This is a genomic window from Streptomyces sp. NPDC002306 (assembly GCF_053593435.1).
Genome location: NZ_JBSFCK010000001.1, coordinates 16,560 through 39,365, shown reverse-complemented (window position 1 = coordinate 39,365; position 22,806 = coordinate 16,560). Strand labels below are relative to the sequence as shown.

Genomic DNA, 22,806 nt, shown 5'->3' with positions numbered 1-22,806 from the left:
CGGGCCGAGGCCACGTTGTGGCCGGTGCAATGGACGGGTGACCGCGATACCGGACGACTGCCTCGCGCGTAACGAGTGGATCTGCGGCGCGTACCTCACCAGCCGCAGCGAGATCCTTCTCGACGCGGTGCTCCAGCACCTGCGGCTGACCGCCCTGTCGGTGCTCATCGGGCTGGTCGTCGCCGTACCGCTCGCCGTCCTGGCCCGCCGCTGGGGCTGGGCCGCCGCACCCGTGCTGGGGGTGACGACGGTCCTCTACACGATCCCGTCCCTGGCGATGTTCTCGCTGCTGCTGCCCCTCTACGGACTCTCGGCGACCCTCGTCATCGCCGGACTCGTCCTCTACTCCCTCACCCTGCTGGTCCGCAACATCCTCGCGGGCCTGCGGGCCGTCCCCGAGGAGACCCGGCAGGCCGCGCGCGGCCTGGGCTACGGCCCGGTCCGCCTTCTGCTCACCGTCGAACTGCCGCTCGCCCTGCCCGCCTCCATGGCCGGGCTGCGCATCGCCGCCGTCTCGGCCGTCTCCCTGGTGACCGTGGGCGCGATCGTCGGCCACGGCGGTCTCGGCAATCTGATCTACGCCGGCATGAACACGTACTTCAAGGCACAGGTGCTGACCGCGTCCGTCCTGTGCGTGGTGATCGCGATCGCCGCCGACCTGCTCCTGCTCGGCGTGCAGTGGCTCATCACTCCCTGGACGAGAACGGCCCGCGGATGACGACCCTGACCGCTGCCTGGGACTGGCTCGCCGACCCCGCGCACTGGTCGGGTGCCGACGGCATCGGGCACCGGCTGCTCCAGCACCTCGTCCTCACCGTCGTCTGCCTGGCGATCAGCTGTCTGATCGCCCTGCCGGTCGCCCTCGTCCTCGGCCACCTCGGCAAGGGCGGCGCGCTCGCCGTCAACATCTCCAACGTCGGCCGCGCGGTGCCCACCTTCGCCGTCCTCGTCCTGCTGCTGCTCACGCCGATCGGTGCGTGGGGCGAGGGCCCCACGGTCGTCGCGCTGGTGCTGTTCGCCGTACCGCCCCTGCTCACCAACGCCTATGTCGGGATGCGCGAGGTGGACCGGGGCGTGGTCGGTGCGGCCCGCGGGATGGGGATGACGGGTCCGCAGCTGCTGCTCCGGGTGGAACTGCCGCTCGCCCGCCCGATGATCATGAACGGCGTGCGCATCGCCGCCGTCCAACTGGTGGCCACCGCCACCATCGCGGCGCTGGCCGGCGGAGGAGGGCTCGGCCGGATCATCACGGCGGGCTTCAATCTCGCCAGCACCCCTCAAGTGGTCGCGGGCGCCGTGCTCGTCGCCGTGTTCGCGCTGGTCGTCGAGGCGGTCTTCGAGGTCGCCGAACGGATGGCGCCGGCCTGGACCAGAGGCACCCGGTGAGAGACCGTACGGCTCCGGCAGTCGCGCTGCTGCTCCTCCTGCTGGCGCCCGCGGGCTGCTCCACCGGCCCGTCCCTGGAGAACCGCGGCGCGGTCACCGCACCGCCCGGCGACAGCCACGACCTGACCGTCGGCTCGGCCGGATTCACCGAGAGCGACCTGCTCGCCCAGATGTACGCCCTGCTGCTGGACCAGGCCGGATACAAGACGTCCCTCCTCACCGTCGCCAACCGCGAGCTGTACGAACCCGCCCTGGAGTCCGGCCAGATCGATGTCGTACCCGAGTACGCGGCGACCTTCGCCGACTGGCTCAAAGCCAAGACCGACGGCCCTGACGCCCGCCCGGTGGGCTCGCCCGACCTCGGTGCCACGATGAAGGCCCTGCGCGCGCTCGCCACGCCCCGCGGGCTCACCGTCCTGGACCCGGGGAAGGCCGTCGACCAGAACGCGTTCGCCGTCACCGCCGCCTACGCGCGGCAGCATCACCTCAAGACCCTCAGCGACCTCGGCGCCTCCGGCCTGAAGGTCCGGCTCGCGGCGGGCGACGAGTGCGTCCAACGGCCGTACTGCGCACCCGGACTGAAGAAGACGTACGGCATCGACATCGTCGCCGTCGACCCCAAAGGCGTCGGCACGACCCCGGCGAAGCTGGCCGTGCGCAGCGGCCGGGACCAGATGCTGCTCACCACGACGACCGACGCCACACTCGACGACTTCGGGCTGGTGCTCCTCGCCGACGACAAGCACCTCCAGAACGCGGACTACGTCGTCCCCGTCGTCAACCGCGCCCGGGCGGGAGACGCCAAGGTCACGCGGGCGCTCGGCCGGCTCAACGAGGTTCTCACCACCCGGGACCTGGCATCCCTGAACGAGCAGGTGGACAGCTGGCGCAGGCTGCCCGAGGACGTGGCACGCACCTATCTGAAGGACAAGGGCCTCCTGAAATGAGCGCCCCTCACCCCGCATCCCTCAGCCCGCACCCCGTCGCACGCCACCTGACCGAACGTCCGCACGCGCGCCCCGCCCCACGCCCGCCCGTCCGTCCCGACCGCGTGACCCGGGGGACTGTCAGTGGTGCGCTGTACGTTGCGGTCATGGGCGTTTACCTGGTGAGTGTCGGTGCCGAGCAGTGGTTCGGCGCGCGGGAGGGCGAGTACGGGGAGACCGCCTCGGCGCTGAACGAGCAGCTGAGACGGCGCGGGCTGCCGCCGTACGCGTCGCTGCCCGAGGAGGCGGACTTCGTGCCCGGCGCGGGGCTGCGGTTCGAGGAGAAGCTGAGTCCCCCCATGGCCGGGTTCGGCGCGCTCTGCGAGGCGCACCTGGCACGGGACGAGGGGGAGACCCTGGCCGGCTGGTCGGTGCTGGTGCCGTTCTCGCTGGAGGACGACCTCCGGCTGTCCGTCGGCTGCGCCTACGCGGACGAGACGCTGGTCGCCGGAGCCCCGCAGGTGCTGGCCCTCGCGGAGCGCCTTGCGGCGGTCCTCGAACTGCCGGTCGACGCGATACCGGAGAGGTGCGACGACCTCGGACTGACGCTCTGGTTCCTGGACGGCCCGGCCGCGGAACTGGCCGTCACCCGGCCGGGCCCGTGGAGCGAGGACCTGGACACGTCCTACTACGTGGCGCTGTACCTGCGCGCGGCCCAGCATTCCCTGCGCCGCGGCTGCCCGCTGGTCTACTCCTGACCTAGCCCTGCCGCCCCTCCTGACCTAGCCCTGCCGCCTCGCCCGACGCGCCCCGCCCAGTCGTCCATCGGGTGCGGTCGGCGCAAGCGCGACGGGTACGGATGTAGGTCTACGGCGTCAGATGGCGCCGCATGGTGCCACCTGGCGCCGAATGGCACCATGCGATCTCCGTCCAGGACTTGCGCATGACGCCATCATGGCGCCACAATGGCGTCATGGACCTTGCCCCGTATGTCGACTCCCTGCGCCGTGAACTCGCGGTGGCCGCCGAAGCCGGCGGCGAGGACGCTCGCCGACTGGCCGAACGGCTCACCGCGCCCCTGGAATCGGCGACCCGTCTGACCATGCTGAATGTGCTCTCCGCCGCGATGGACGAGATCACCCGCGAACTCGCCCCCGGCTCGGTCGACGTACGGCTGCGCGGGCTCGACCCCGACTTCGTGGTGACGCCGCCGCCCGCCGGCGGCCTCGTGGAAGCGGCCGCGCCGCCCGTCGAACCGCTCAAGGCGCAGGCGCCCGCCGACGGCGACGAGGGCGGCACCGCCCGCGTCAACCTCCGGCTGCCGGCCCACCTCAAGGCGCGCGCCGAGGAGGCCGCGAGCCGCGACGGCCTGTCGGTCAACGCGTGGCTGGTGCGGGCCGTGTCGGCCGCGGTCGAGGGCGGTGGCGCGCCGCGTGCGACGGAGCGGTCCCGCACCCTCGGACAGACCTTCACGGGCTGGGTGCGTTAGCCGCGTTCGCGCCCGCCCCACGTCACCCCACCACGTCCCACCAGCGGGGACGGCCCCAGTACCCATGAGGACGGGACAACCATGCCTTCTTTCGACACCCCGGAACCCATTTCGGCCACCGCCCACGTGGACGCCGGTTCCATCCAGTTCACCGCGGGCGACCGCCTCGACACGTCGGTCGAGGTGCGGCCCCGCGACCCCGACCGGGACAAGGACGTGCGGGCCGCCGAGCAGACCGAGGTGACGTACGCCGGTGGTGTCCTGGCCGTCAGGACGAAGCAGCGCCACCTCGTCGGGCCCAGCGGAGCCGTCGACATCACGGTCGACCTGCCCACGGGCTCGCGCGTCGACATCACCGGCTCCTGGGTCCAGGTGCTCGGCGAGGGCCGGCTCGGCGAGGTCCGCGTGAAGACCTCGTCCGGCGACGTCCGCCTGGACACGACCGGGCCGTTGAACCTGACCGCCTCCCACGGCTCGATCACCGTCGACCGGGTCGTGGGCACGGCCGAGATCACCACCAGCTCCGGCAGCCTGCGGGTCGGCACCGTCGACGGCTCCGCCGTCCTGAAGAACTCGCACGGCGCCACGACCGTCGGCGCCGTGACCGGCGAGGTACGGGTGAGCGGTGCCAACGGTGACATCGACATCGCGCGCGCCGAGGACTCGGTGGCCGCCACCACCGCCCATGGCGCCCTGCGGGTGGGTGAAGTCGTCCGCGGAATCGTCCAGTTGGAGACCTCCTACGGCTCCATCGAGGTCGGTGTCCGCGAGGGCACCGCCGCCTGGCTCGACGTCAGCTCCGGGCGCGGGCAGGTACGTAACGCACTCGCCGACGCCGAACCCCCGCAGCGGACGGAGGACACCGTCGAGGTCCGCGCCCGCACCCGCTGGGGCAACATCGACGTGCGCCGCGCCCGCGACTGAGTACCGGCCGAGACCTCGCGCGACCTGCTTCTTCTCCGGTGTCCGGACCGACAACAGCCAAGCGACCACGCTTAATTGACGCGCCGGTAGCGTTTCTGATCGGCTACGTTGGGTCGCGCTCGCCGATCAACAACACCACCAGCGCCGAGAGCCTCCTTCCCGATCTCGGGTCATCTCGTACACGCGCCACGGTGGAGGGCTCGACGCAGGCTGGGCCTTCCGCTCACCCTGATCCGGCACCCGGCCGCACCACTTCTCCCCGCCAGCCCCCCGCGAAGAGAGACAACACCGCATGTTTCACGGCATAGGACGTGCAGTCGTCCGGCATCCGATCTGGACGATCGTGGCGTGGGTCATAGCCGCCGTCGCGATCGTCGCCACCGCACCCGGCCTTCCCTCCAACAGCGACCAGAGCAGCTTCCTCCCCAAAAGCTACGAGTCCATCCAGGCCCTGGAAGTCCAGTCGAAGGCGTTCCCCAGTGCCTTCACCCCGTCCGCGATCGTGCTCTACGGCCGCACCGACGGCCAGAAGCTGACGTCCGAGGACCTGAAGGACGTCCAGCGCGTCACCGACGGACTGGGCGCCAAGCACATCGACGAGGTGCAGAAGGTCGTCCCCGGAACTCCGTCGAAGGACGGCAAGTACGATCTGGCGCTGGTCCAGATGGACAGCAAGAACGCCGGCCAGCCCAAGCAGGCCGACGCGGCGAAGACGCTGCGCGCGGAGGCCAAGGAACTGTCCGCCGGTACGCGGCTGGACGTGAAGGTCGGCGGCTCCGCCGCGCAGGCCCTGGACCAGCAGGAATCCTCCGAGCGCGGTAACGCGCTGGTCGGGATCGGCACCTTCGTGATCATCCTGGTCACCCTGCTGATCATCTTCCGGGCGCCGATCCTGGCGGTGCTGCCGCTGGTGCTGATCGGCCTGGTCTCCGTGATCGCCAACGGGCTGATCGCCCACGCGACCAAGCTCTTCGGCCTCGAGGCCAACAGCTCGATCTCGGCGATGCTGATCGTGGTGCTGTTCGGCGTCGGCACGGACTACTTCCTGTTCCTGATGTTCCGCTACCGGGAACGGCTGCGGGCCGGGGACGAGCCCAAGGAAGCGATGATCAACGCGGTCGCCCGGGTCGGCGAGGCCATCGCCTCCGCCGCCGGCGCCGTCATCATCGCGTTCCTTGCCCTCGTCCTGTCCTCCCTCGGCTTCCTGAGGCAGATGGGACCGGCGCTGGCCATCGCGGTCGCCGCCACCCTGGTCGCGGGCCTCACGCTGATCCCGGCGGTGGTCTCGCTGATCGGTCCGAAGGTCTTCTGGCCCTCGAAGTCCTGGCAGATGGAACCGGAGAACGCCCGGTTCGCGGCGCTCGGCCACCTGGTGCGGCGGCGCCCCGCGCTGGTCGCCGCGGTGTCCGGGGTGCTGATGGTCGCGCTGGCGCTGGGCGCGCTCGGTTTCAAGGCCACCTTCGACCTGGCCGCGGGCTCCATGCCCAAGACCAAGGAGTCGATGGTCGTCCAGACCCGGATGCAGGCGGCGTACTCGGCCGGTGCCGCCGACCCGACCCAGGTCTACGTCACGAGCAGCGACGGCAAGCCCCTCGACGAGGCCGCGCTGCCCGCGTTCGTGGCCAAGCTCAAGGGGGTCGAGGGCGTCGCCGACTCCCGGCTGGCCGCGCTCAGCAAGGACGGTGAGACGGCGAACATCGCCGTCACCCTCAAGTACGACGCGGCCAAGGACGAGGCCATCAGCGCGGTCGGCAAGGTGAGGGACACCGCCCACGCGGACACGCCGCCCGGCACCAAGGCGGTGGTCGGCGGTACCTCCGCGATCTACAAGGACATCAACACCGCCGTCGAACACGACTACAAGACGGTCTTCCCGGTCGCCGCGGTACTCATCATGATCATCCTGGGCCTGCTGCTGCGCAGCGTGGTCGCCCCCTGGTACCTGATGGCCTCGGTCGGCCTCGGCTTCGGCGCCACCCTCGGCGCCACGGTGCTGATCTTCCAGAAGGGAGAGGGGCACTCCGGCCTGATGTTCCTGCTGCCGGTGATCATGTATCTCTTCGTGATCGCCATCGGCACCGACTACAACATCCTGATGATCGCCCGACTGCGCGAGGAGGCCCGCGAGGGCCGCGAGCCACGCGAGGCGGCGGGCGAGGCCCTGCGGCACGCGGGCCCGACCGTGGCCGCCGCCGGGTTCATCCTGGCCGCGACCTTCGCCACGATGATGCTCGCGGGCAACTCGCTCCTGAGCGAGATGGGCTTCGCCGTCTCCTTCGGCATCGTCGTCGCGGCGTTCGTCATGGCGATGTTCTTCACGCCGAGCCTGACCGCGCTGATCGGCCGCGCGGCCTGGTGGCCCGGCCACGGCGACCGGACCACGGTGGAGCCGTCCGTCCCGGGCCGTGAGGAAGCCCGCGAACTGGTCTGACCGGTACGGCGGGGGGCCGGGTGCGCGTCGCGCACCCGGCCCCTTCGTGTCCCGCGTCCCCGCGGCGCTCCTACGCGTCGGCGACCGAGTCGAACGTCACCTCTCCCCGCGGCACGCCCCGCGCGTCCGCGTCCACCGAGCGGCGCAGCGCCTCGTGCAGCTTCGCCGGGGTCAGGACGCCCAGGAGACGGGCGCCGTCCAGGACCGCGACCCAGCCCGCGTCGTGCTGGAGCATCACACCGAAGGCCTGTTTCAGCGGCGCGCCCACCGGCACCCACGCGCTCATCCGGTGGGCGTGGTCGCCGACCGAGCCGCCGGCCCCGAGGTCGTCGATGCCGACCCAGCCGTGCAGGTCGCCCCGCGCGTCCAGGACCACGGCCCAGCGGGTGCCCTGCGCGCGCAGTCGCTCCGCCGCCCGCTCGGCCGGCTCGTCGGGGCGGACGACCGGTGGTTGCTGGAGGTCGTCCGGCTGGATCTCGGTCACCGAAAGCCGCTTCAGCCCCCGGTCGGCGCCCACGAACTCGGCGACGTACGGGGTGGCCGGCGTGCCGAGCACCGCGCCCGGCGTGTCGAACTGCTCGACGCGCCCCTGCCCGTACACGGCGATGCGGTCGCCGAGCCGCACCGCCTCCTCGATGTCGTGCGTGACCAGCAGCACCGTCTTGCGCACGGTGTCCTGCATCCGCAGGAACTCGTCCTGCAACTGTTCGCGCACCACCGGGTCGACCGCGCCGAACGGCTCGTCCATCAGCAGCACCGGCGGGTCCGCGGCCAGTGCCCGCGCCACGCCCACCCGCTGACGCTGACCGCCCGACAGCTGGTGCGGATAGCGCGGGCCGTACGTCTTCGGATCCAGGCCCACCAGCGCCAGCAGTTCGGCCGCCCGCGCCCGCGCCTTGCCCCGCTTCCAGCCCACCAGCGTCGGCACGGTGGCCGTGTTGTCGAGCACCGTGCGGTGCGGGAAGAGGCCCACCTGCTGGATGACGTAGCCGATCCGGCGACGCAGCCGCACCGGGTCCACCCCGGCGATGTCCTCACCGTCGACGAAGATCCGGCCCGACGTCGGTTCGATCAGCCGGTTCACCATCATCATGGTCGTCGTCTTGCCGCAGCCGGACGGTCCCACGAGCGTGACGAGTTCACCCTCGGACACCTCGAACGAGAGGTCGTCCACGGCTGTCGTCCCGTCCGGATAGCGTTTGGTGACCTGATCGAACCGGATCATCCCCTCACGCTAGCCGGGCCCGTCACCGCCCGCTCACCAGCACCACCTCCAGGGTGCGCGGGCCGTGCACGCCCTCCACCCGGTCCAGTTCGATGTCGCTGGTGGCGGACGGGCCGGAGATCCAGGTCAGCGGGCGGTCCGGAGCGAGGCGTTCGAGTGCCTGCGGGACCGACGCCACGACCTGGCCGGGCACCCGGACGACGCAGATGTGGTGGTCCGGGATCAGGGTGATCCGGCGGCGGCCCTGCTCCGGTCCGCCGTCGAGGACGATCGTCCCGGTCTCGGCGACGGCGACGGCGCAGCCGGTCACCACGCTCTCCACCGCGTCCAGCTCCCGCGGCGTGCTCACCGCACGGTCGGCGACCCGGGTGGAACCGGCCGCCGACAGCCACTGCGGCGGGAGTCCCGGGGGCACGAGCACCTGGCGGGAGCCGCGCTCGGCGAGCAGCCGCCCGATCAGCGCGGCCAGGTCGTCCGCCGCGCAGCGGTGCACGAGCGCCCGGTAGTCCGCCAGGTTCTCCGCCAGCAGGTCCACCGTCGCCTCGACGCCCAGGCCGCCGTGCTCGCGCAGGTAGTCCCGCTCGACCGCACGCTCGTACGGCGGATCGTCCCGTGGCACGTCCGCGAGCGCGCGCCGCACCCGGCCCAGGATCCGTTCCCTGTCGCTCACGCGGCTCCGTCCTTTCCGCCGTCCGTGCGCTGCCACCAGTCCCGGAACGGCTCCGCCGGCACCGGCGGGAGGTCGCGGGTCGCGCTCCAGGCCCTGCCGGGGCCCGGCAGCGTCCGCGGATGCAGCCGGCGGGTGCGCGACGCGAGCCGCTGTCCTGTCCGCAGGACAGCCGGGCGGCCGAACGCCCAGCGCGCCGCCCGCATGGCGGCCCGCTCGGCCGCGTGCCCCTTCGCGGGCTTCAGTACGACCTTGTTGCCCGCCCGCGTCACCTGGCCGCCCTCGACCACCCGTTCGCGCAGGTGCACCAGCACCTCCGGGATGTCGATGGCCACCGGGCAGACGTCGTAGCAGGCACCGCACAGTGACGACGCGTACGGCAGCGAGGCGTCGATCTCGCTCGCGGTGCCCCGGAGTTGGGGACTGAGAATGGCGCCGATCGGCCCCGGGTAGACCGAGCCGTAGGCATGGCCGCCCGCCCGCTCGTACACCGGGCAGACGTTCAGGCACGCGGAGCAGCGGATGCAGCGCAGGGCCTGGCGGCCGACCTCGTCGGCGAGGGTGTCGGTGCGGCCGTTGTCCAGCAGCACCAGGTGGAAGGCGCGCGGACCGTCGCCGTCCGTGGTGCCGGTCCACATCGAGGTGTAGGGATTCATGCGCTCGGCCGTGGAGGAGCGGGGCAGCGTCTGGAGGAAGACCTCCAGGTCCCGCCAGGTCGGCACGATCTTCTCGATGCCGACCACCGAGATCAGGGTCTCCGGCAGGGTCAGGCACATCCGTCCGTTGCCCTCCGACTCCACGACCACGAGGGTGCCGGTCTCGGCGACCATGAAGTTGGCTCCGGAGATCCCGACCTTGGCGCGCAGGAACTTCTCCCGCAGGTGCAGCCGGGCCGCCTCGGCGAGTTCGGCGGGCGTGTCGGTCAGGCCCTCGGGGGCGGGCCGTCCCCACGCGCCCATCTCGCGGGCGAAGATCTCCCGGATCTCCCCCCGGTTGCGGTGGATGGCGGGGACGAGGATGTGCGAGGGCCGGTCGTCGCCGAGCTGCACGATGAGCTCGGCGAGATCGGTCTCGTAGGCGCGGATGCCCTCCGCCTCCAGGGCCTCGTTGAGGCCGATCTCCTGCGTGGCCATCGACTTGACCTTGACGACCTCCGACTCGCCGGTCTCCTTGACCAGGCCGGCCACGATCCGGTTGGCCTCGTCGGCGTCGGCGGCCCAGTGGACGACACCGCCCGCCGCGGTCACCGTCTCCTCCAACCGGAGCAGATACCGGTCGAGATGACGCAGCGTGTGGTCCTTGATCCGCCGGCCCGCCTCGCGCAGCTCCGCCCAGTCGGACACCTCGGCCACGGCCTTGGCCCGCTTGGCGCGGATGGTGTGGGTGGCGTGCCGCAGATTGGCGCGCAGGGTCCGGTCGCCGACCGCCGCGCGCGCGGCCTGGGGGAAGGCCGGCATCCCCATGAACGTCCCGCTCATGCCGCCGGGTCCTCCTTCGTGCTCGCCAGGATCTCCGCGATGTGCACCGGCCGCATCCCGGTGCCGAGCCGGGTCATGGTCCCGCCGATGTGCATCAGACAGGAGTTGTCCGCCGCGCACAGCACCTCGGCGCCCGTCGACTCGGCGTTGCGCACCTTGTCCGCGCCCATCGCCGCCGAGACGTCGGGGTTCTTGAGCGCGAAGGTGCCGCCGAACCCGCAGCACTCGTCGGCGCCCGGCAGCGCGACGAGCTCCAGCCCCCCGACGGCCTGGAGCAACCGCCGCGGACGGTCGCCCAGCCCGAGGCTCCGCAGCCCGTGACAGGTCGGGTGGTAGGTCACCGTGTGCGGGTAGTACGCCCCGACGTCCGTCACCCCCAGCACGTCCACCAGGAACTCCGTCAGCTCGTACGTCTTCGGCACCACCGGCGCCAGCGTGGCGGCGAGGGTGTCGCCGCGCCCCTCGGCCGTGGCCCGTTCGCCCAGGCGCGGATACAGCTCCCGCACCATCGCCGCGCACGACCCCGACGGGGTCACGATCGCCTCGTACTCCCCGAAGACATCGGAGAAATGCCGGGCGAGCGGCTCGGCCTGGTGGCGGTACCCGGTGTTGTAGTGGGCCTGCCCGCAGCACGTCTGGGCCATCGGGAAGTCGACGTCGACGCCCAGCCTGGTCAGGAGTTTCACCACCGCGCGACCGGTGTCCGGGTAGAGCGTGTCGTTGACACAGGTCAGGAACAGAGCGACTCGCATCGCGGCTCCCCGTCATCGGTCATCGGATGAGTCAAGCCTAGTGGCGGAGTACGGCCCGGGGGCAGAGCCCGGCTCACGGTGTGCCGAGGCGGGCCGCCGCCTCCCGCCACCGCGCCGGGTCGCCCCGCGGTTCGTACCGGGTCAGCGGCTGGGTACGGACCAGCAGGCGCCGCATGTCGGCGAGGTCGCCGACGAGTCCGTGCCCGCGGGCCTGCACGAGTACGTTGCCGAGCGCGGCGGCCTCCGTGGGGCCGACCACGACCGGCAGCCCGCAGGCGTCGGCGGTCGCCTGGCAGAGCAGGGCGTTGCGGGCGCCGCCGCCGACGATGTGCACCACGTCGACCGGGTGGTCGGCCAGGTCCCGGGCGTCCTCGACGGCCCGGCGGTGGGCGAGGGCGAGCGAGTCGAGGATGCAGCGCGTGATCTCGGCCCGGCTCGCCGGTACCGGCCGGCCGGCGTCCCGGCAGGCCGCCGCGATCCGCTCCGGCATCCGCCCGGGTGCCAGGAACGCCGCGTCGCCCGCGTCCACCACGAAGCGCAGCGCCGGCACCCCGGCCGCCTCGCGCAGCAGCTCGTCCAGGTCCGGGGCGCCCCAGGCCCGCAGGCACTCCTGGAGCAGCCACAGCCCCATGATGTTGCGCAGGTAGCGGACCGTGCCGTCCAGGCCCAGTTCGTTGGTGAAGTTGGCGGCCCGGCTCGCCTCGGTCAGGACCGGCGCGTCGAGTTCGAGACCGGCCAGCGACCAGGTGCCGGTGCAGATGTACGCGAACCGCTCGCCGGTGGCGGGCACCGCGGCCACCGCCGACGCCGTGTCGTGCGAACCGACCGCCGTGACCGGAACCGGGCCGCTCAGCCCGGTCTCCTCCAGCACCTCCGGCCGCAGCACGCCCGCCGGGTCACCGGGTTGCCGAAGCGGCGCGAACAGGCCCAGGTCGACGCCGAGCCGGGCCGCGACGTCGTACGACCACGTCCGGGTCCGGGGATCGACGAGCTGGGTGGTCGAGGCGTTGGTCAGCTCGGTGCCCTGCTCGCCGGTGAGCCAGTACGCCAGCAGGTCCGGGATGAGCAACAGCCTTCTCGCCGCGGCGAACTGGGCCGAGGCCCGGGCCGCCGCCAGCTGGTACAGCGTGTTGAAGGGGGCGTACTGCAGGCCGGTCGCCGCGTACAGCTCCGCGGGTGGCACGCTCGCCCACACCTTCTCCGCGACGCCCTCGGTGCGGGTGTCGCGGTAGTGGACGGGGTTGCCGAGCAGGGCGCCGTCCGCGTCCAGCAGGCCGTAGTCCACGGCCCAGCTGTCGATGCCGACGGAGTCGAGCCGCCCACCGCAGTGCGCGCCGGCCGCCCGCAGCCCGTCCAGCACCCCCGCGTACAGCCCGAGGACGTCCCAGCGCAGCCCCTCCGCCACCCGCACGGGCCGGTTGGGGAAGCGGTGTGCCTCGGCCAGTTCCAGGGAGTCCGGGCCCACCCGGCCGACCATGACGCGCCCGCTGGACGCGCCGAGGTCGACCGCGGCGTACGACCGCACGGCGGGCGAGGGCGCGGAAGCGCTCGTGACGGAGGTGTGCATGGCGGAGGTGCTCAGCGCGGAGGCGTTCGTGACGGAGGTGTTCGTGGCGGGGGCGCTCAGCGCGGGGGCGCCCGTGACGGAGGTGTTCGTCGCGGCGGTGCTCATCGCAGGAACGCGGCCGCCACACCCGCGTCGACGGGGACGTGCAGTCCGGTGGTGTGGGTCAGGTCGCCGCCGGTGAGCGCGAACACGGCGTTCGCGACATGCTCGGGGAGCACCTCCCGCTTGAGGATGGTCCGCTGCGCGTAGAACTCGCCCAGCTTCTCCTCCCGTACGCCGTACACGGCCGCCCGCTGGGCGCCCCAGCCGCCCGCGAAGATCCCGGAGCCGCGCACGACCCCGTCCGGGTTGACGCCGTTGACGCGGATGCCGTGCTCGCCCAGTTCGGCGGCCAGCAGCCGCACCTGGTGGGCCTGGTCGGCCTTGGTCGCGGAGTAGGCGATGTTGTTCGGGCCGGCGAAGACGGCGTTCTTGGAGACGATGTAGACGATGTCGCCGCCGAGCTTCTGGGCGATCATCACCCGGGCCGCCTCGCGCGCGACCAGGAAGGAGCCGCGGGCCATGATGTCGTGCTGGAGGTCCCAGTCCCTCGCGGACGTCTCCAGCAGCGGCTTGGAGAGGGAGATACCGGCGTTGTTGACCACGAGGTCGACCCCGCCGAAGGCCAGCACGGCCGTCCTGAGGGCGTCCGCGATCTGTTCCTCCGAGGTGACGTCGACCGTCACCGCCACCGCCCTGTCCGCGCCGCCGAGTTCCTCGGCCACCGCGGCCGCCTTCCCGGCGTCGACGTCGGCGACCACGACACAGGCGCCCTCGGCGACCAGCCGGTGCGCGACGGCCCTGCCGATCCCGCTGCCGGCGCCGGTCACGAACGCCACCCGCGTCGCGAGCGGCCGCGGCGGGGGCATCCGCCGCAGCTTGGCCTCCTCCAGGGCCCAGTACTCGATGCGGAACTTCTCCGACTCCTCGATCGGCGCGTACGACGACACGGCCTCGGCGCCGCGCATCACATTGATCGCGTTGAGATAGAACGCGCCGGCCACCCGGGCGGTCTGCTTGTCCTTGCCGAAGGAGAACATGCCGACGCCCGGCACGAGCACGATCGCCGGGTCGGCGCCGCGCATCGCGGGAGAGTCCGGCAGGGCGTGCCGCCGGTAGTAGGCGGCGTACTCCTCGCGGTACTCGGCGTGCAGTTCCGCCAGCCGCGCGATCACCTCGTCGAGCGGGGCGGTCGGCGGCAGGTCGAGGACCAGCGGGCGCACCTTGGTCCGCAGGAAGTGGTCCGGGCAGGAGGTGCCGAGCGCGGCCAGCCGCGGGTGCTCGGCGCGGGCGAGGAAGTCCAGGACGGTGTCGCAGGCGTCGAAGTGCCCGACCTGCGGCCGGTCCTGGGAGGCGAGGGCACGCACGTGCGGGGCCAGGGCGGCGGCCCGCTCCCGCCGCTCGTCCTCGGGCAGCGCCTCGTACCCCTCGATCACCGGGCCGAAGGGCCGCGGCCGGCCGCGCTCGGCGAGGAACGTCTCGGCGGTGCGGATGATGTGCAGCGCGTTGCGTTCGCACTCCTCGGACGTGTCGCCCCACGCGGTGATGCCGTGGCCGCCGAGGACGCAGCCGACGGCGCGTGGGTGGGCCGCCTTGACCGCGGCGATGTCCAGCCCGAGCTGGAAGCCGGGCCGCCGCCACGGCACCCACACCACCGTGTCGCCGAAGCACTCGGCGGTGAGCTTCTCCCCGTCCGCGGCGCACGCCAGCGCGATCCCGGAGTCGGGGTGCAGATGGTCGACGTGGGCCGCGTCGACCAGTGCGTGCATCGCGGTGTCGATGGAAGGCGCCGCGCCGCCCTTGCCGTGCAGGCAGTAGTCGAACGCGGCGACCATCTCGTCCTCGCGTTCGACACCGGGGTAGACGTCGGTGAGGGCGCGCAGCCGGTCCAGGCGCAGGACGGCGAGTCCGGCCTCGCTGAGCGTGCCGAGGTCGCCGCCGGACCCCTTGACCCACATCAGTTCGACGTCACCACCGGTGACGGGATCGGTGCCGTTCCCCTTGGCGGAGGTGTTTCCGCCGGCGTAGTTGGTGTTGCGCGGGTCGGCGCCGAGTCGGTGGGACCGGGCGAGGAGCGCGTCGGCTTCGGGGTGGGGTGCCATGGATGTTCCTGACTGCTAGGACGTACGTGAGTGGGGCGCGCCGCGAGGGGCGCGGGGGGCCCGCGTGACCGGACACAGCCGGCCCGCGGTCCGTGAAGGACACGACTGGGCGGACGTTCACGCCCCCCAGCCGGCCTGCTCCCCTCCGACCCGCTCCGCGACGATCCGCTCCGCCCAGCCGGACCGGGCGTACGCCCCGATCGGATCCGCGTCCAGGCCCATCTCCCGCCGCACCTCGGCGAGCAGCGGCCGGACATCGGTGTTGTACGCGTCCATGACCACCGCGTTCGCCCCGAGCACGTCCCCGGCCCGCTGCGCCGTGGTCAGCGCCTCCCGGTCGACCAGCAGCGCCTTCGCCGTGGCCTCCTGCACGTTCATCACGGACCGGATGATCGCCGGGATCTTCGCCTCGATGTTGTGGCACTGGTCGAGCATGAAGGCGATGCCGGCGGCGAGCCCGCCGCCGCGCACCACCTCGTACATGATCCGGAACAGCTGGAAGGGGTCGGCGGCGCCGGCCATCAGGTCGTCGTCCGCGTAGAAACGCGAGTTGAAGTCGAAGCCGCCGAGCTTCTCCTCCCGCAGCAGGGTGGCGACGATGAACTCGATGTTGGTGCCCGGTGCGTGATGGCCCGTGTCCACCACGACCTGGGCTTTCGGGCCGAGTTTGAGGCAGTGGGCGTACGCCGTGCCCCAGTCCGGGACGTCGGTCGTGTAGAAGGCGGGCTCGAAGAGCTTGTACTCCAGCAGCATCCGCTGCCCGTCGCCGAGCCGTTCGTACACCTCGGCGAGCCCCTCGGCCAGCCGGTCCTGCCGCCCGCGTACGTCGTCCTGCCCGGGGTAGTTCGTGCCGTCGGCGAACCACAGCTTCAGGTCCCGCGACCCGGTGGCGTCCATGATGTCGACGCACTCCAGCAGATGGTCGACGGCCTTGCGGCGGACCGCCGCCTCCGGATGGCAGATGCTGCCCAGCCGGTAGTCGTCGTCCTGGAAGGTGTTGGAGTTGATCGTGCCCAGCCGCACCCCGCGGTCCCGCGCGTGCTCGGCGAGGGCGGCGTAGTCGTCGACCCGGTCCCAGGGGATGTGCAGCGCCACGCTCGGGGCGACGCCGGTGAACGCGTGCACCCGGGCCGCGTCGTCCAGTTTCTCGCGCGGATCGCGCGGTACGCCCTGCTGGGCGAACACCTTGAAGCGGGTCCCTGAGTTCCCGTATGCCCACGACGGTGTCTCGACGGCCTGGGACTTGAGCGCGGCCTTCACCGCGGCGAGATCGGTCACTTCAGGGCTCCTGCGACGTCGGAAGAGAAGGCGTTGAATGAAACGATTCAGAAGCCGAAACTATGAGCCCTCCGAACGGGTGTCAACCCCTCCCGCACGGACGCTTCTTCAGGGCTCGGACGTGACCTTTGACTATCGAAGGAGTATCGAAAGTTTTTCGCTACGAACCCATTGACGTGACATGCCGTACGTGTCTAACGTCCCGGCAACCCAGTTGAAACCTTTCACGACGCGGTGAGGGTCATCCCGCCGGCGTCGTCGAGGAGCCCCCAATGACCCACCCGTCCGACACGGGTCCGGCCCCGGTGCTGGCGCTGAAGGACATCGCCAAGTCCTTCGGCGCCGTACGCGCCCTGCGGGACGTCTCCCTGGAGCTGTTCCCCGGCGAGGTGCACGCCCTCGCCGGGGAGAACGGCGCGGGCAAGTCGACCCTCATCAAGACACTCGCCGGGGTCCACCGGCCGGATGCCGGGCAGGTGCTGCTCGACGGTGAGCCCGTCGTCTTCCACGGCCCCGGCGACGCGCGGGACGCCGGTATCGCCGTGATCTACCAGGAGCCCACGCTCTTCCCCGACCTGTCGATCGCCGAGAACATCTTCATGGGCCGTCAGCCGCGCCGGACCCTCGGCCGGATCGACCACCGGGCCACCCACGCGGCGACCGCCGCCCTGATGAAGCGCCTGGGCGTCGACCTCGACCCCGACCGCCCGGCCCGCGGCCTGTCCATCGCCGACCAGCAGATCGTCGAGATCGCCAAGGCGCTCTCCTTCGACGCCCGGGTCATGATCATGGACGAGCCGACCGCGGCCCTCACCGGCAGCGAGGTGGCCCGCCTCTTCGGCGTCGTGCGCACCCTGCGCGACCAGGGTGCCGCCGTCCTGTTCATCTCGCACCGGCTGGAGGAGATCTTCCGGATCTGCCGCCGGGTCACCACCCTGCGTGACGGCGCCCTGATCGCCAGTGAACCGCTGGACGGCATGACCGAGGACGACCTCGTGCGCCGGATGGTCGGGCGGGACCTCGACGAGTTGTACCCCAAGCAGGACGTGGCGCCCGGCGACGTCGCGCTGAGCGTGCGCCGGCTGACCCGCGAGGGCGTCTTCACCGACGTCTCCTTCGAGGTGCGGTGCGGCGAGATCGTCGGACTGGCCGGGCTGGTCGGGGCCGGCCGCACGGAGGTCGCGCGGTCGGTGTTCGGCATCGACCGCTGGGACGCCGGCGAGGTCGAGGTCGGCGGGCGCAGGCTCACCAACGGTGCCCCGTCCGCCGCCATGTCCGCCGGGCTCGCCCTGGTCCCCGAGGACCGGCGCGCCCAGGGCCTGGTGATGGACATGTCCATCGAGCGCAACATCGGCCTGACCGGACTGCGCGCCACCGTGCAGGCCGGACTGATGGACCGGGGCGCCGAACGCAGCAGGTCCCTCGACTGGGCGGTGCGGCTCCAGGTGAAGTACGCCCGGATCGCCGACACCGTCGCCACCCTCTCCGGCGGCAACCAGCAGAAGGTCGTCCTGGCCAAGTGGCTGGCCACCGGTCCGAAGGTGCTCATCGTCGACGAGCCGACCCGAGGCATCGACGTCGGCACCAAGGCCGAGGTCCACCGGCTGCTGTCCCAGCTGGCCGCCGACGGGGTGGCCGTCCTGATGATCTCCTCCGACCTGCCCGAGATCCTCGGCATGGCCGACCGCGTGCTCGTCATGCACGAGGGCCGGCTCACGGCCGAGATCCCCCGCGCCGACGCCACTGAGGAGTCCGTGATGGCCGCAGCCACGGGGAGGGCCGCCGCATGACCGTGACCGCTCCCAGCCCCGCCCCCGCCGGCGAGGCGTCCAAATCCAGCGGCACCCGGCTGGTCGACCGCGTCTTCCGGATGCGCGAACTCGCCATCCTGGGTGTCTTCCTGGTGATGATCGTCGTCACCCAGCTGGGCAACAGCGAGTTCCTGTCCGAACAGGGCATCAAGGACCTGCTGTTGAACGCGACCATCCTCGTGCTGGTCGCCACCGGCCAGTCGCTGGTGGTCATCACCCGCAACGTCGACCTCTCGGTCGGCTCGACCCTCGGCATCAGCGCCTTCGCCGCCGGCCTCTACCTCCAGGGCGGCGGAAACCCGGTCGTGGCGGTCGCCCTCGCGGTCCTGCTGGGCATCGGCTTCGGACTGCTCAACGGACTGCTCGTCAGCCTCGGCCAGGTGCCCGCGCTCGTCGTCACCCTCGGCACGCTGTACATCATCCGAGGCGTCGACTCCATCTGGGTCGGCTCCCGGCAGATCACCGCGGCCGACCTGCCCGGGGGATTCGTCGACTTCGGCGCGGGCGGCCTCTCGGCGGTGCCGTGGCTCGCGATGATCGCGCTCGTCGTCCTGGTGGCCACGGCGTACTACCTCAAGCACTTCGGCAGCGGGCGCGAACTGTACGCGCTCGGCTCCAACCCCGAGGCCGCGCGCCTGGCCGGCATCCCGGTCCGCAAGCGGATCCTGGCCGCCTACACCTTCTGCGGCGGCCTGGCCGGCCTCGCGGGCGCGATGTACCTGGCCCGGTTCGGCAACGTCGACTCCGGCACCGGCAACGGCTACGAACTCACCGTCGTCAGCGCGGTCGTGGTCGGCGGTGTCGTCTTCACCGGCGGCTCCGGCAGCGTCTACGGCGCCGCGCTCGGCGCCCTGCTGCTCACGTCCGTCAACAGCGTGCTGCCCGCCCTCGGTGTCAGCTCCGTCTGGGTGCTCGCCATCAACGGCATCCTGCTCCTGCTCGCCATCGCGGTCGACCGGATCGTCGCGGTGCGCGTGGCCCAGGCACTGAAGAAGAGGAACGCCCGCCATGGCTGACTCCGCTCTCGCGCGCGCCGTCCGCTGGGACACGGTCGTCGGCGCCCTGCTCATCGTGGTCCTGCTGTTCTCCTTCGGCTTCGTCGACGGCTTCGGCAACGCCCTCAACCTGTCGTTCCTCATCGGCAACACCCTGCCGATCGCGCTGGTCGCCCTGCCCATGACCCTGCTCGTGGTGGCCGGGGAGATCGACCTCTCGGTGGCATCCACGGCCGGCCTGTCCGGCGCCGTGATGGGCGCCCTGTGGAACCAGGGCATGACCATCGAGACGATCATCCCGCTGTGTCTGCTGCTCGGCGTGGTGTGCGGACTGGTCAACGGCCTGCTGGTGACCCGGCTCGGGCTGCCCTCGCTCGCCGTCACCATCGGCACCCTCGCCGCCTACCGGGGCATCGCGCAGATCGTGCTCGGCTCCGACGCGGTCACCGACTTCCCCACCCCGTACCTGGACTTCGCGGCCGGACGCATGGGGGACAGCTTCCTCCCGCGGGCCTTCCCGCTCTTCCTGGTGCTGCTCGTGATCGCGGTCGTGGCCCTGCACGCCACCCCGTTCGGACGCTCGCTGTTCGCGATCGGCGCCAGCGCGGAGGCCGCCCGGTTCGCCGGCGTCCGGGTCAGACGGCAGAAGCTGATCCTGTTCACGGTGACCGGCCTGATGGCCTCCCTCACCGGCGTCTTCTGGGCACTGCACTACGCCAGCGCCCGCTACGACAACGCCACCGGCCTCGAACTGTCCGTCGTCGCGGCCGTCCTGCTCGGCGGCATCGACTTCGACGGCGGCCGGGGCACGCTCGGCGGCGCGGTCGCGGGCGTCTTCCTGCTCGGCGCCCTCCAGAACGTGATGAGCCTGCTGAACGTCTCCGCCCAGTCGCAGATCGTCGTCACCGGCGTCCTGCTCGTCGTCTCCGTGCTCGGCCCCCGGGTCGCACGGCAGATCTCCACGGCGCGGGCCGGCCGCCGGGCCGCCTCCACCCCGGCGCCGTAGCCCCCGCCCACGATCGCTCCGCAACCCGCTTCGCCGACCCTCGTAAAGGACTGTCGCCATGCGCAAGTCGTCGATCCGCCGTACCTGTGCGGCCCTCGCCGCCGTCACCTCCCTCGCCCTGGCCGTCACCGCGTGCGGCGGCACCACCAAGAAGGACGTCGCCAGTGACAGCGGCTCGGCCGCCACCGGCGGTACGGCCGACCCGAACGCGGCCACCAAGAAGGGCCTGACCGTCGGCTTCCTGCCCAAGCAGGTCAACAACCCCTACTTCACCTCCTCCGACAAGGGCGGCGAGGCGGCACTGAAGGAACTGGGCTCCAGCTACAAGGAGGTCGGCCCGTCCAGCGCCACCGACACGGCCGGCCAGGTCTCCTACGTCAACACCCTCACCCAGCAGCAGGTCGACGCGATGGCCGTCTCCGCGCAGGACCCCGGCGCCCTGTGCACCGCGCTCAAGCAGGCCATGAAGAACGGCATCAAGGTCGTCACCTACGACTCCGACACCAAGGCCGACTGCCGCAACGCCTTCGTCTCCCAGGCCAGTGCGGAGGACCTCGGCCGCACCGAGGTGCAACTGCTCGCCGAACAGGTCGGCTACAAGGGCGAGATCGCGATCCTGTCGGCCGCGCAGACCGCGACGAACCAGAACACCTGGATCGACTTCATGAAGGAGGAGCTGAAGGATCCCAAGTACAAGGACATGAAGCTGGTCAAGGTCGCCTACGGCAACGACGACGCCCAGCAGTCCTTCCAGCAGACCCAGGGCCTGCTCCAGGAGTTCCCGAACCTGAAGGGGATCATCTCCCCGACCACCGTCGGCATCAAGGCGGCCGCCCAGTACCTCTCCGGCTCCAAGTACAAGGGCAAGGTCAAGCTGACCGGCCTGGGCACCCCCAACGACATGCGCAAGTACGTCAAGAACGGCACCGTCGAGGGCTTCGAGCTGTGGGACCCGGCGAAGCTGGGCGAGCTCGCCGCGCGCACCGCCGTGGCGCTGGCCTCCGGGCAGATCACCGGCAAGGAGGGTGAGACCTTCACGGCCGGCGCCATGGGCTCGTACACGATCGGCGCGGACGGCGTGATCAGCCTGGGCAAGCCGACCGTGTTCGACGCGAAGAACATCGACCAGTTCGACTTCTGATCCGCCGGCCGTCCCGAACCCGGACACCCCGACACCGAAGGGCCGTCGATGCGGCGCGTGTGCTTCCTGCTGAAGGTCCGGGCCGACCGCCTCGACGCGTACCGCGAACGGCACGCCGCCGTGTGGCCGGAGATGCTCGACGCGCTCTCCGCCACCGGCTGGCGCAACTACTCGCTCTTCCTGCGCGAGGACGGCCTGCTCGTCGGCTACCTGGAGACCGAGGACTTCGACGCCGCCCGCGCCGGCATGGAGGCCACCGAGGTCAACGCCCGTTGGCAGGCGGAGATGGCGCCGTTCTTCGAGTCGCTGGACGGCGCCGCACCCGACGAGGCGATGAGACCCCTGACGGAGGTCTTCCACCTCGCCTGACCCGCGGTTCCCGGAGCGGCACTCCCCGTCTCCCGACCCGTGGTTCCGTAGGAGAAGACGTCGTGCCGCCCGTTCGACCGAAGGACGTTCGTGCCGGTCATGACGGTAATGTGAAGGCTTTCCCGCCGCTCCTCGTTCCCCCTGGAGGTCCCCGCCCGATGGTCCAGTCGGTGGGTATCAAGGACGTCGCCCGCGCCGCCGGAGTCTCCGTCGGCACGGTCTCCAACGTCATCAACCGTCCGGACACGGTCGCCGGCGAGACCCGGGCCCGGGTGCTGTCCGCGATCGACCGGCTCGGCTACGTCCGCAGCGAGTCCGCGCGCCAGCTGCGCGCGGGCCGCAGCCGGATCATGGGGCTGCTCGTCCTCGACATGGGCAACCCCTTCTTCGTGGACGTCGCACGCGGTGCCGAGCGGGCCGCGCGTCAGGCGGGCCTGGGCGTGATGGTCTGCAACAGCGCGCAGAACCCGGGCGAGGAGGCCGAGTACCTGTCGCTCTTCGCCGAACAGCGGGTGCGCGGCGTGCTGCTCACCCCGGCCGACGCCACCGGACGCAACATCGAGGGCTTCCGCCGGCACGGCATCCCCTTCGTCCTCGTCGACCGGGTGGCGGAGGGCACCACCGAGTGCTCGGTCTCCGTGGACGACGTGGCGGGCGGCGCGCTGGCCGTGCGCCATCTCGTCGACGCCGGGCACCGCTCCCTCGCCTACGTCAGCGGGCCGCCCGGCCTGAACCAGGTCCGCGACCGCCGCACCGGCGCCCTGAACGCGCTCGCCGAGGCGGGCCTCGGCCCCGACGCGCTGCGCGAACTGCCCACCGAACGGCTCGACGTCGCCGCCGGGCGCGACGCGGGCGCCCGGCTGCTCGGCCTCGCCGACCGGCCGACCGCCGTCTTCTGCGCCAACGACCTGCTGGCCCTCGGTGTGCTCCAGGCCATGTACGCGGCCGGCGTCACCGTCCCCGACGAGCTCGCCATCGTCGGCTACGACGACATCGAGTTCGCGGCCGCCGCGGCCGTCCCGCTCACCTCCGTACGGCAGCCCGCCGTCACGCTGGGCGCGCTCGCCGCCGAACTGCTGCTGGAGGAGACGGAGACGGACGCCGAGGACGGGCGCGAGCCGCACGAGCACCGGCGCGTGGTGCTCCAGCCCGAACTCGTCGTCCGCCGCTCCAGCCTGCCCGGGCGCTGAGCGGCCGTTCAGTAGCTGTTCATGATCCCC

General features: G+C 71.8%; 20 protein-coding genes. 13 read left to right on the top strand and 7 right to left on the bottom strand.

Going from position 1 to position 22,806, the window contains the following annotated elements; all coding sequences use genetic code 11:
- The first annotated feature begins 37 nt into the window (after positions 1-37).
- The 7 genes from ACWCQK_RS00180 (at position 38) to ACWCQK_RS00150 (ending at position 7,156) form a co-directional block, all read left to right on the top strand.
- Positions 38-718, top strand: a complete 681-nt coding sequence (locus ACWCQK_RS00180; RefSeq protein ID WP_451150150.1) for an ABC transporter permease — start codon at positions 38-40, stop codon at positions 716-718.
- Complete coding sequence (locus ACWCQK_RS00175) at positions 715-1,386, top strand: ABC transporter permease (protein ID WP_451150148.1); 672 nt, start codon at positions 715-717, stop codon at positions 1,384-1,386. Before ACWCQK_RS00180 ends, ACWCQK_RS00175 begins: the two co-directional genes overlap by 4 nt.
- Positions 1,383-2,333, top strand: coding sequence for an ABC transporter substrate-binding protein (locus ACWCQK_RS00170; RefSeq protein WP_451150146.1), 951 nt, complete (start codon positions 1,383-1,385; stop codon positions 2,331-2,333). Before ACWCQK_RS00175 ends, ACWCQK_RS00170 begins: the two co-directional genes overlap by 4 nt.
- A gap of 146 nt (positions 2,334-2,479) precedes the next feature.
- Positions 2,480-3,070 carry a hypothetical protein gene (locus ACWCQK_RS00165; RefSeq protein ID WP_451150144.1) on the top strand — a complete coding sequence of 197 codons (591 nt, stop codon included), beginning with the start codon at positions 2,480-2,482 and terminating at the stop codon, positions 3,068-3,070.
- Between the two features lie 215 nt (positions 3,071-3,285).
- Positions 3,286-3,801 carry a hypothetical protein gene (locus tag ACWCQK_RS00160; protein ID WP_451150142.1) on the top strand — a complete coding sequence of 172 codons (516 nt, stop codon included), beginning with the start codon at positions 3,286-3,288 and terminating at the stop codon, positions 3,799-3,801.
- A gap of 81 nt (positions 3,802-3,882) precedes the next feature.
- Entirely contained in the window at positions 3,883-4,725 is an 843-nt protein-coding gene (locus ACWCQK_RS00155) for a DUF4097 family beta strand repeat-containing protein (RefSeq protein WP_451150140.1), read from the top strand.
- A 292-nt stretch (positions 4,726-5,017) separates the two neighbouring features.
- A complete protein-coding gene (locus tag ACWCQK_RS00150) occupies positions 5,018-7,156 on the top strand; it encodes an MMPL family transporter (RefSeq protein ID WP_451150138.1) in 2,139 nt (712 codons plus the stop codon).
- Between the two features lie 70 nt (positions 7,157-7,226).
- Here the strand turns inward: ACWCQK_RS00150 and ACWCQK_RS00145 are convergent, their stop codons facing one another.
- The 7 genes from ACWCQK_RS00145 to rhaI form a co-directional block, all read right to left on the bottom strand.
- Positions 7,227-8,381 (bottom strand): betaine/proline/choline family ABC transporter ATP-binding protein, encoded by a 1,155-nt coding sequence (locus ACWCQK_RS00145; protein ID WP_451150136.1) that lies wholly within the window; start codon positions 8,379-8,381, stop codon positions 7,227-7,229.
- A gap of 22 nt (positions 8,382-8,403) precedes the next feature.
- Complete coding sequence (locus ACWCQK_RS00140; RefSeq protein WP_451150134.1) at positions 8,404-9,051, bottom strand: LutC/YkgG family protein; 648 nt, start codon at positions 9,049-9,051, stop codon at positions 8,404-8,406.
- The gene (locus tag ACWCQK_RS00135; RefSeq protein WP_451150132.1) at positions 9,048-10,526 is read right to left on the bottom strand and encodes a LutB/LldF family L-lactate oxidation iron-sulfur protein; all 1,479 of its coding nucleotides are present in this window, start codon (positions 10,524-10,526) and stop codon (positions 9,048-9,050) included. The genes ACWCQK_RS00140 and ACWCQK_RS00135 overlap by 4 nt, the downstream gene beginning before the upstream one ends.
- Entirely contained in the window at positions 10,523-11,278 is a 756-nt protein-coding gene (locus tag ACWCQK_RS00130; RefSeq protein WP_451150130.1) for a (Fe-S)-binding protein, read from the bottom strand. The genes ACWCQK_RS00135 and ACWCQK_RS00130 overlap by 4 nt, the downstream gene beginning before the upstream one ends.
- 73 nt (positions 11,279-11,351) lie before the next feature.
- On the bottom strand, positions 11,352-12,845 hold the full coding sequence (locus tag ACWCQK_RS00125) for a rhamnulokinase (RefSeq protein ID WP_451151736.1): 1,494 nt from the start codon (positions 12,843-12,845) through the stop codon (positions 11,352-11,354).
- A 101-nt stretch (positions 12,846-12,946) separates the two neighbouring features.
- Positions 12,947-14,986, bottom strand: coding sequence for a bifunctional aldolase/short-chain dehydrogenase (locus ACWCQK_RS00120; protein ID WP_451150128.1), 2,040 nt, complete (start codon positions 14,984-14,986; stop codon positions 12,947-12,949).
- A 117-nt stretch (positions 14,987-15,103) separates the two neighbouring features.
- On the bottom strand, positions 15,104-16,264 hold the full coding sequence (gene rhaI, locus ACWCQK_RS00115) for an L-rhamnose isomerase (RefSeq protein WP_451150126.1): 1,161 nt from the start codon (positions 16,262-16,264) through the stop codon (positions 15,104-15,106).
- A gap of 272 nt (positions 16,265-16,536) precedes the next feature.
- Between rhaI and ACWCQK_RS00110 the strand changes: the two genes are divergently transcribed.
- The 6 genes from ACWCQK_RS00110 to ACWCQK_RS00085 all read left to right on the top strand — a co-directional run bounded on the left by ACWCQK_RS00110 (position 16,537) and on the right by ACWCQK_RS00085 (position 22,776).
- Positions 16,537-18,054 (top strand): sugar ABC transporter ATP-binding protein, encoded by a 1,518-nt coding sequence (locus ACWCQK_RS00110; protein WP_451150124.1) that lies wholly within the window; start codon positions 16,537-16,539, stop codon positions 18,052-18,054.
- A complete protein-coding gene (locus ACWCQK_RS00105; RefSeq protein ID WP_451150122.1) occupies positions 18,051-19,091 on the top strand; it encodes an ABC transporter permease in 1,041 nt (346 codons plus the stop codon). Before ACWCQK_RS00110 ends, ACWCQK_RS00105 begins: the two co-directional genes overlap by 4 nt.
- Positions 19,084-20,076, top strand: coding sequence for an ABC transporter permease (locus tag ACWCQK_RS00100; protein ID WP_451150120.1), 993 nt, complete (start codon positions 19,084-19,086; stop codon positions 20,074-20,076). The genes ACWCQK_RS00105 and ACWCQK_RS00100 overlap by 8 nt, the downstream gene beginning before the upstream one ends.
- Before the next feature lie 58 nt (positions 20,077-20,134).
- Positions 20,135-21,217, top strand: coding sequence for a rhamnose ABC transporter substrate-binding protein (gene rhaS / locus ACWCQK_RS00095; RefSeq protein ID WP_451150118.1), 1,083 nt, complete (start codon positions 20,135-20,137; stop codon positions 21,215-21,217).
- Between the two features lie 48 nt (positions 21,218-21,265).
- Positions 21,266-21,586 (top strand): L-rhamnose mutarotase, encoded by a 321-nt coding sequence (locus ACWCQK_RS00090; protein WP_451150116.1) that lies wholly within the window; start codon positions 21,266-21,268, stop codon positions 21,584-21,586.
- 158 nt (positions 21,587-21,744) lie between these two features.
- Entirely contained in the window at positions 21,745-22,776 is a 1,032-nt protein-coding gene (locus tag ACWCQK_RS00085; RefSeq protein WP_451150114.1) for a LacI family DNA-binding transcriptional regulator, read from the top strand.
- Positions 22,777-22,806 lie beyond the last annotated feature (30 nt).

What these genes read in the sequence shown, in the direction of transcription:
- ACWCQK_RS00175 (WP_451150148.1), top strand. Translation starts at nt 715, where the DNA reads ATGACGACCCTGACCGCTGCCTGGGACTGGCTCGCCGACCCCGCGCAC.
- ACWCQK_RS00165 (WP_451150144.1), top strand. Translation starts at nt 2,480, where the DNA reads ATGGGCGTTTACCTGGTGAGTGTCGGTGCCGAGCAGTGGTTCGGCGCG.
- ACWCQK_RS00160 (WP_451150142.1), top strand. Translation starts at nt 3,286, where the DNA reads ATGGACCTTGCCCCGTATGTCGACTCCCTGCGCCGTGAACTCGCGGTG.
- ACWCQK_RS00155 (WP_451150140.1), top strand. Translation starts at nt 3,883, where the DNA reads ATGCCTTCTTTCGACACCCCGGAACCCATTTCGGCCACCGCCCACGTG.
- ACWCQK_RS00150 (WP_451150138.1), top strand. Translation starts at nt 5,018, where the DNA reads ATGTTTCACGGCATAGGACGTGCAGTCGTCCGGCATCCGATCTGGACG.
- ACWCQK_RS00145 (WP_451150136.1), bottom strand. Translation starts at nt 8,381, where the DNA reads ATGATCCGGTTCGATCAGGTCACCAAACGCTATCCGGACGGGACGACA.
- ACWCQK_RS00135 (WP_451150132.1), bottom strand. Translation starts at nt 10,526, where the DNA reads ATGAGCGGGACGTTCATGGGGATGCCGGCCTTCCCCCAGGCCGCGCGC.
- ACWCQK_RS00130 (WP_451150130.1), bottom strand. Translation starts at nt 11,278, where the DNA reads ATGCGAGTCGCTCTGTTCCTGACCTGTGTCAACGACACGCTCTACCCG.
- ACWCQK_RS00125 (WP_451151736.1), bottom strand. Translation starts at nt 12,845, where the DNA reads ATGCACACCTCCGTCACGAGCGCTTCCGCGCCCTCGCCCGCCGTGCGG.
- ACWCQK_RS00120 (WP_451150128.1), bottom strand. Translation starts at nt 14,986, where the DNA reads ATGGCACCCCACCCCGAAGCCGACGCGCTCCTCGCCCGGTCCCACCGA.
- ACWCQK_RS00110 (WP_451150124.1), top strand. Translation starts at nt 16,537, where the DNA reads ATGACCCACCCGTCCGACACGGGTCCGGCCCCGGTGCTGGCGCTGAAG.
- ACWCQK_RS00105 (WP_451150122.1), top strand. Translation starts at nt 18,051, where the DNA reads ATGACCGTGACCGCTCCCAGCCCCGCCCCCGCCGGCGAGGCGTCCAAA.
- ACWCQK_RS00100 (WP_451150120.1), top strand. Translation starts at nt 19,084, where the DNA reads ATGGCTGACTCCGCTCTCGCGCGCGCCGTCCGCTGGGACACGGTCGTC.
- rhaS (WP_451150118.1), top strand. Translation starts at nt 20,135, where the DNA reads ATGCGCAAGTCGTCGATCCGCCGTACCTGTGCGGCCCTCGCCGCCGTC.
- ACWCQK_RS00090 (WP_451150116.1), top strand. Translation starts at nt 21,266, where the DNA reads ATGCGGCGCGTGTGCTTCCTGCTGAAGGTCCGGGCCGACCGCCTCGAC.
- ACWCQK_RS00085 (WP_451150114.1), top strand. Translation starts at nt 21,745, where the DNA reads ATGGTCCAGTCGGTGGGTATCAAGGACGTCGCCCGCGCCGCCGGAGTC.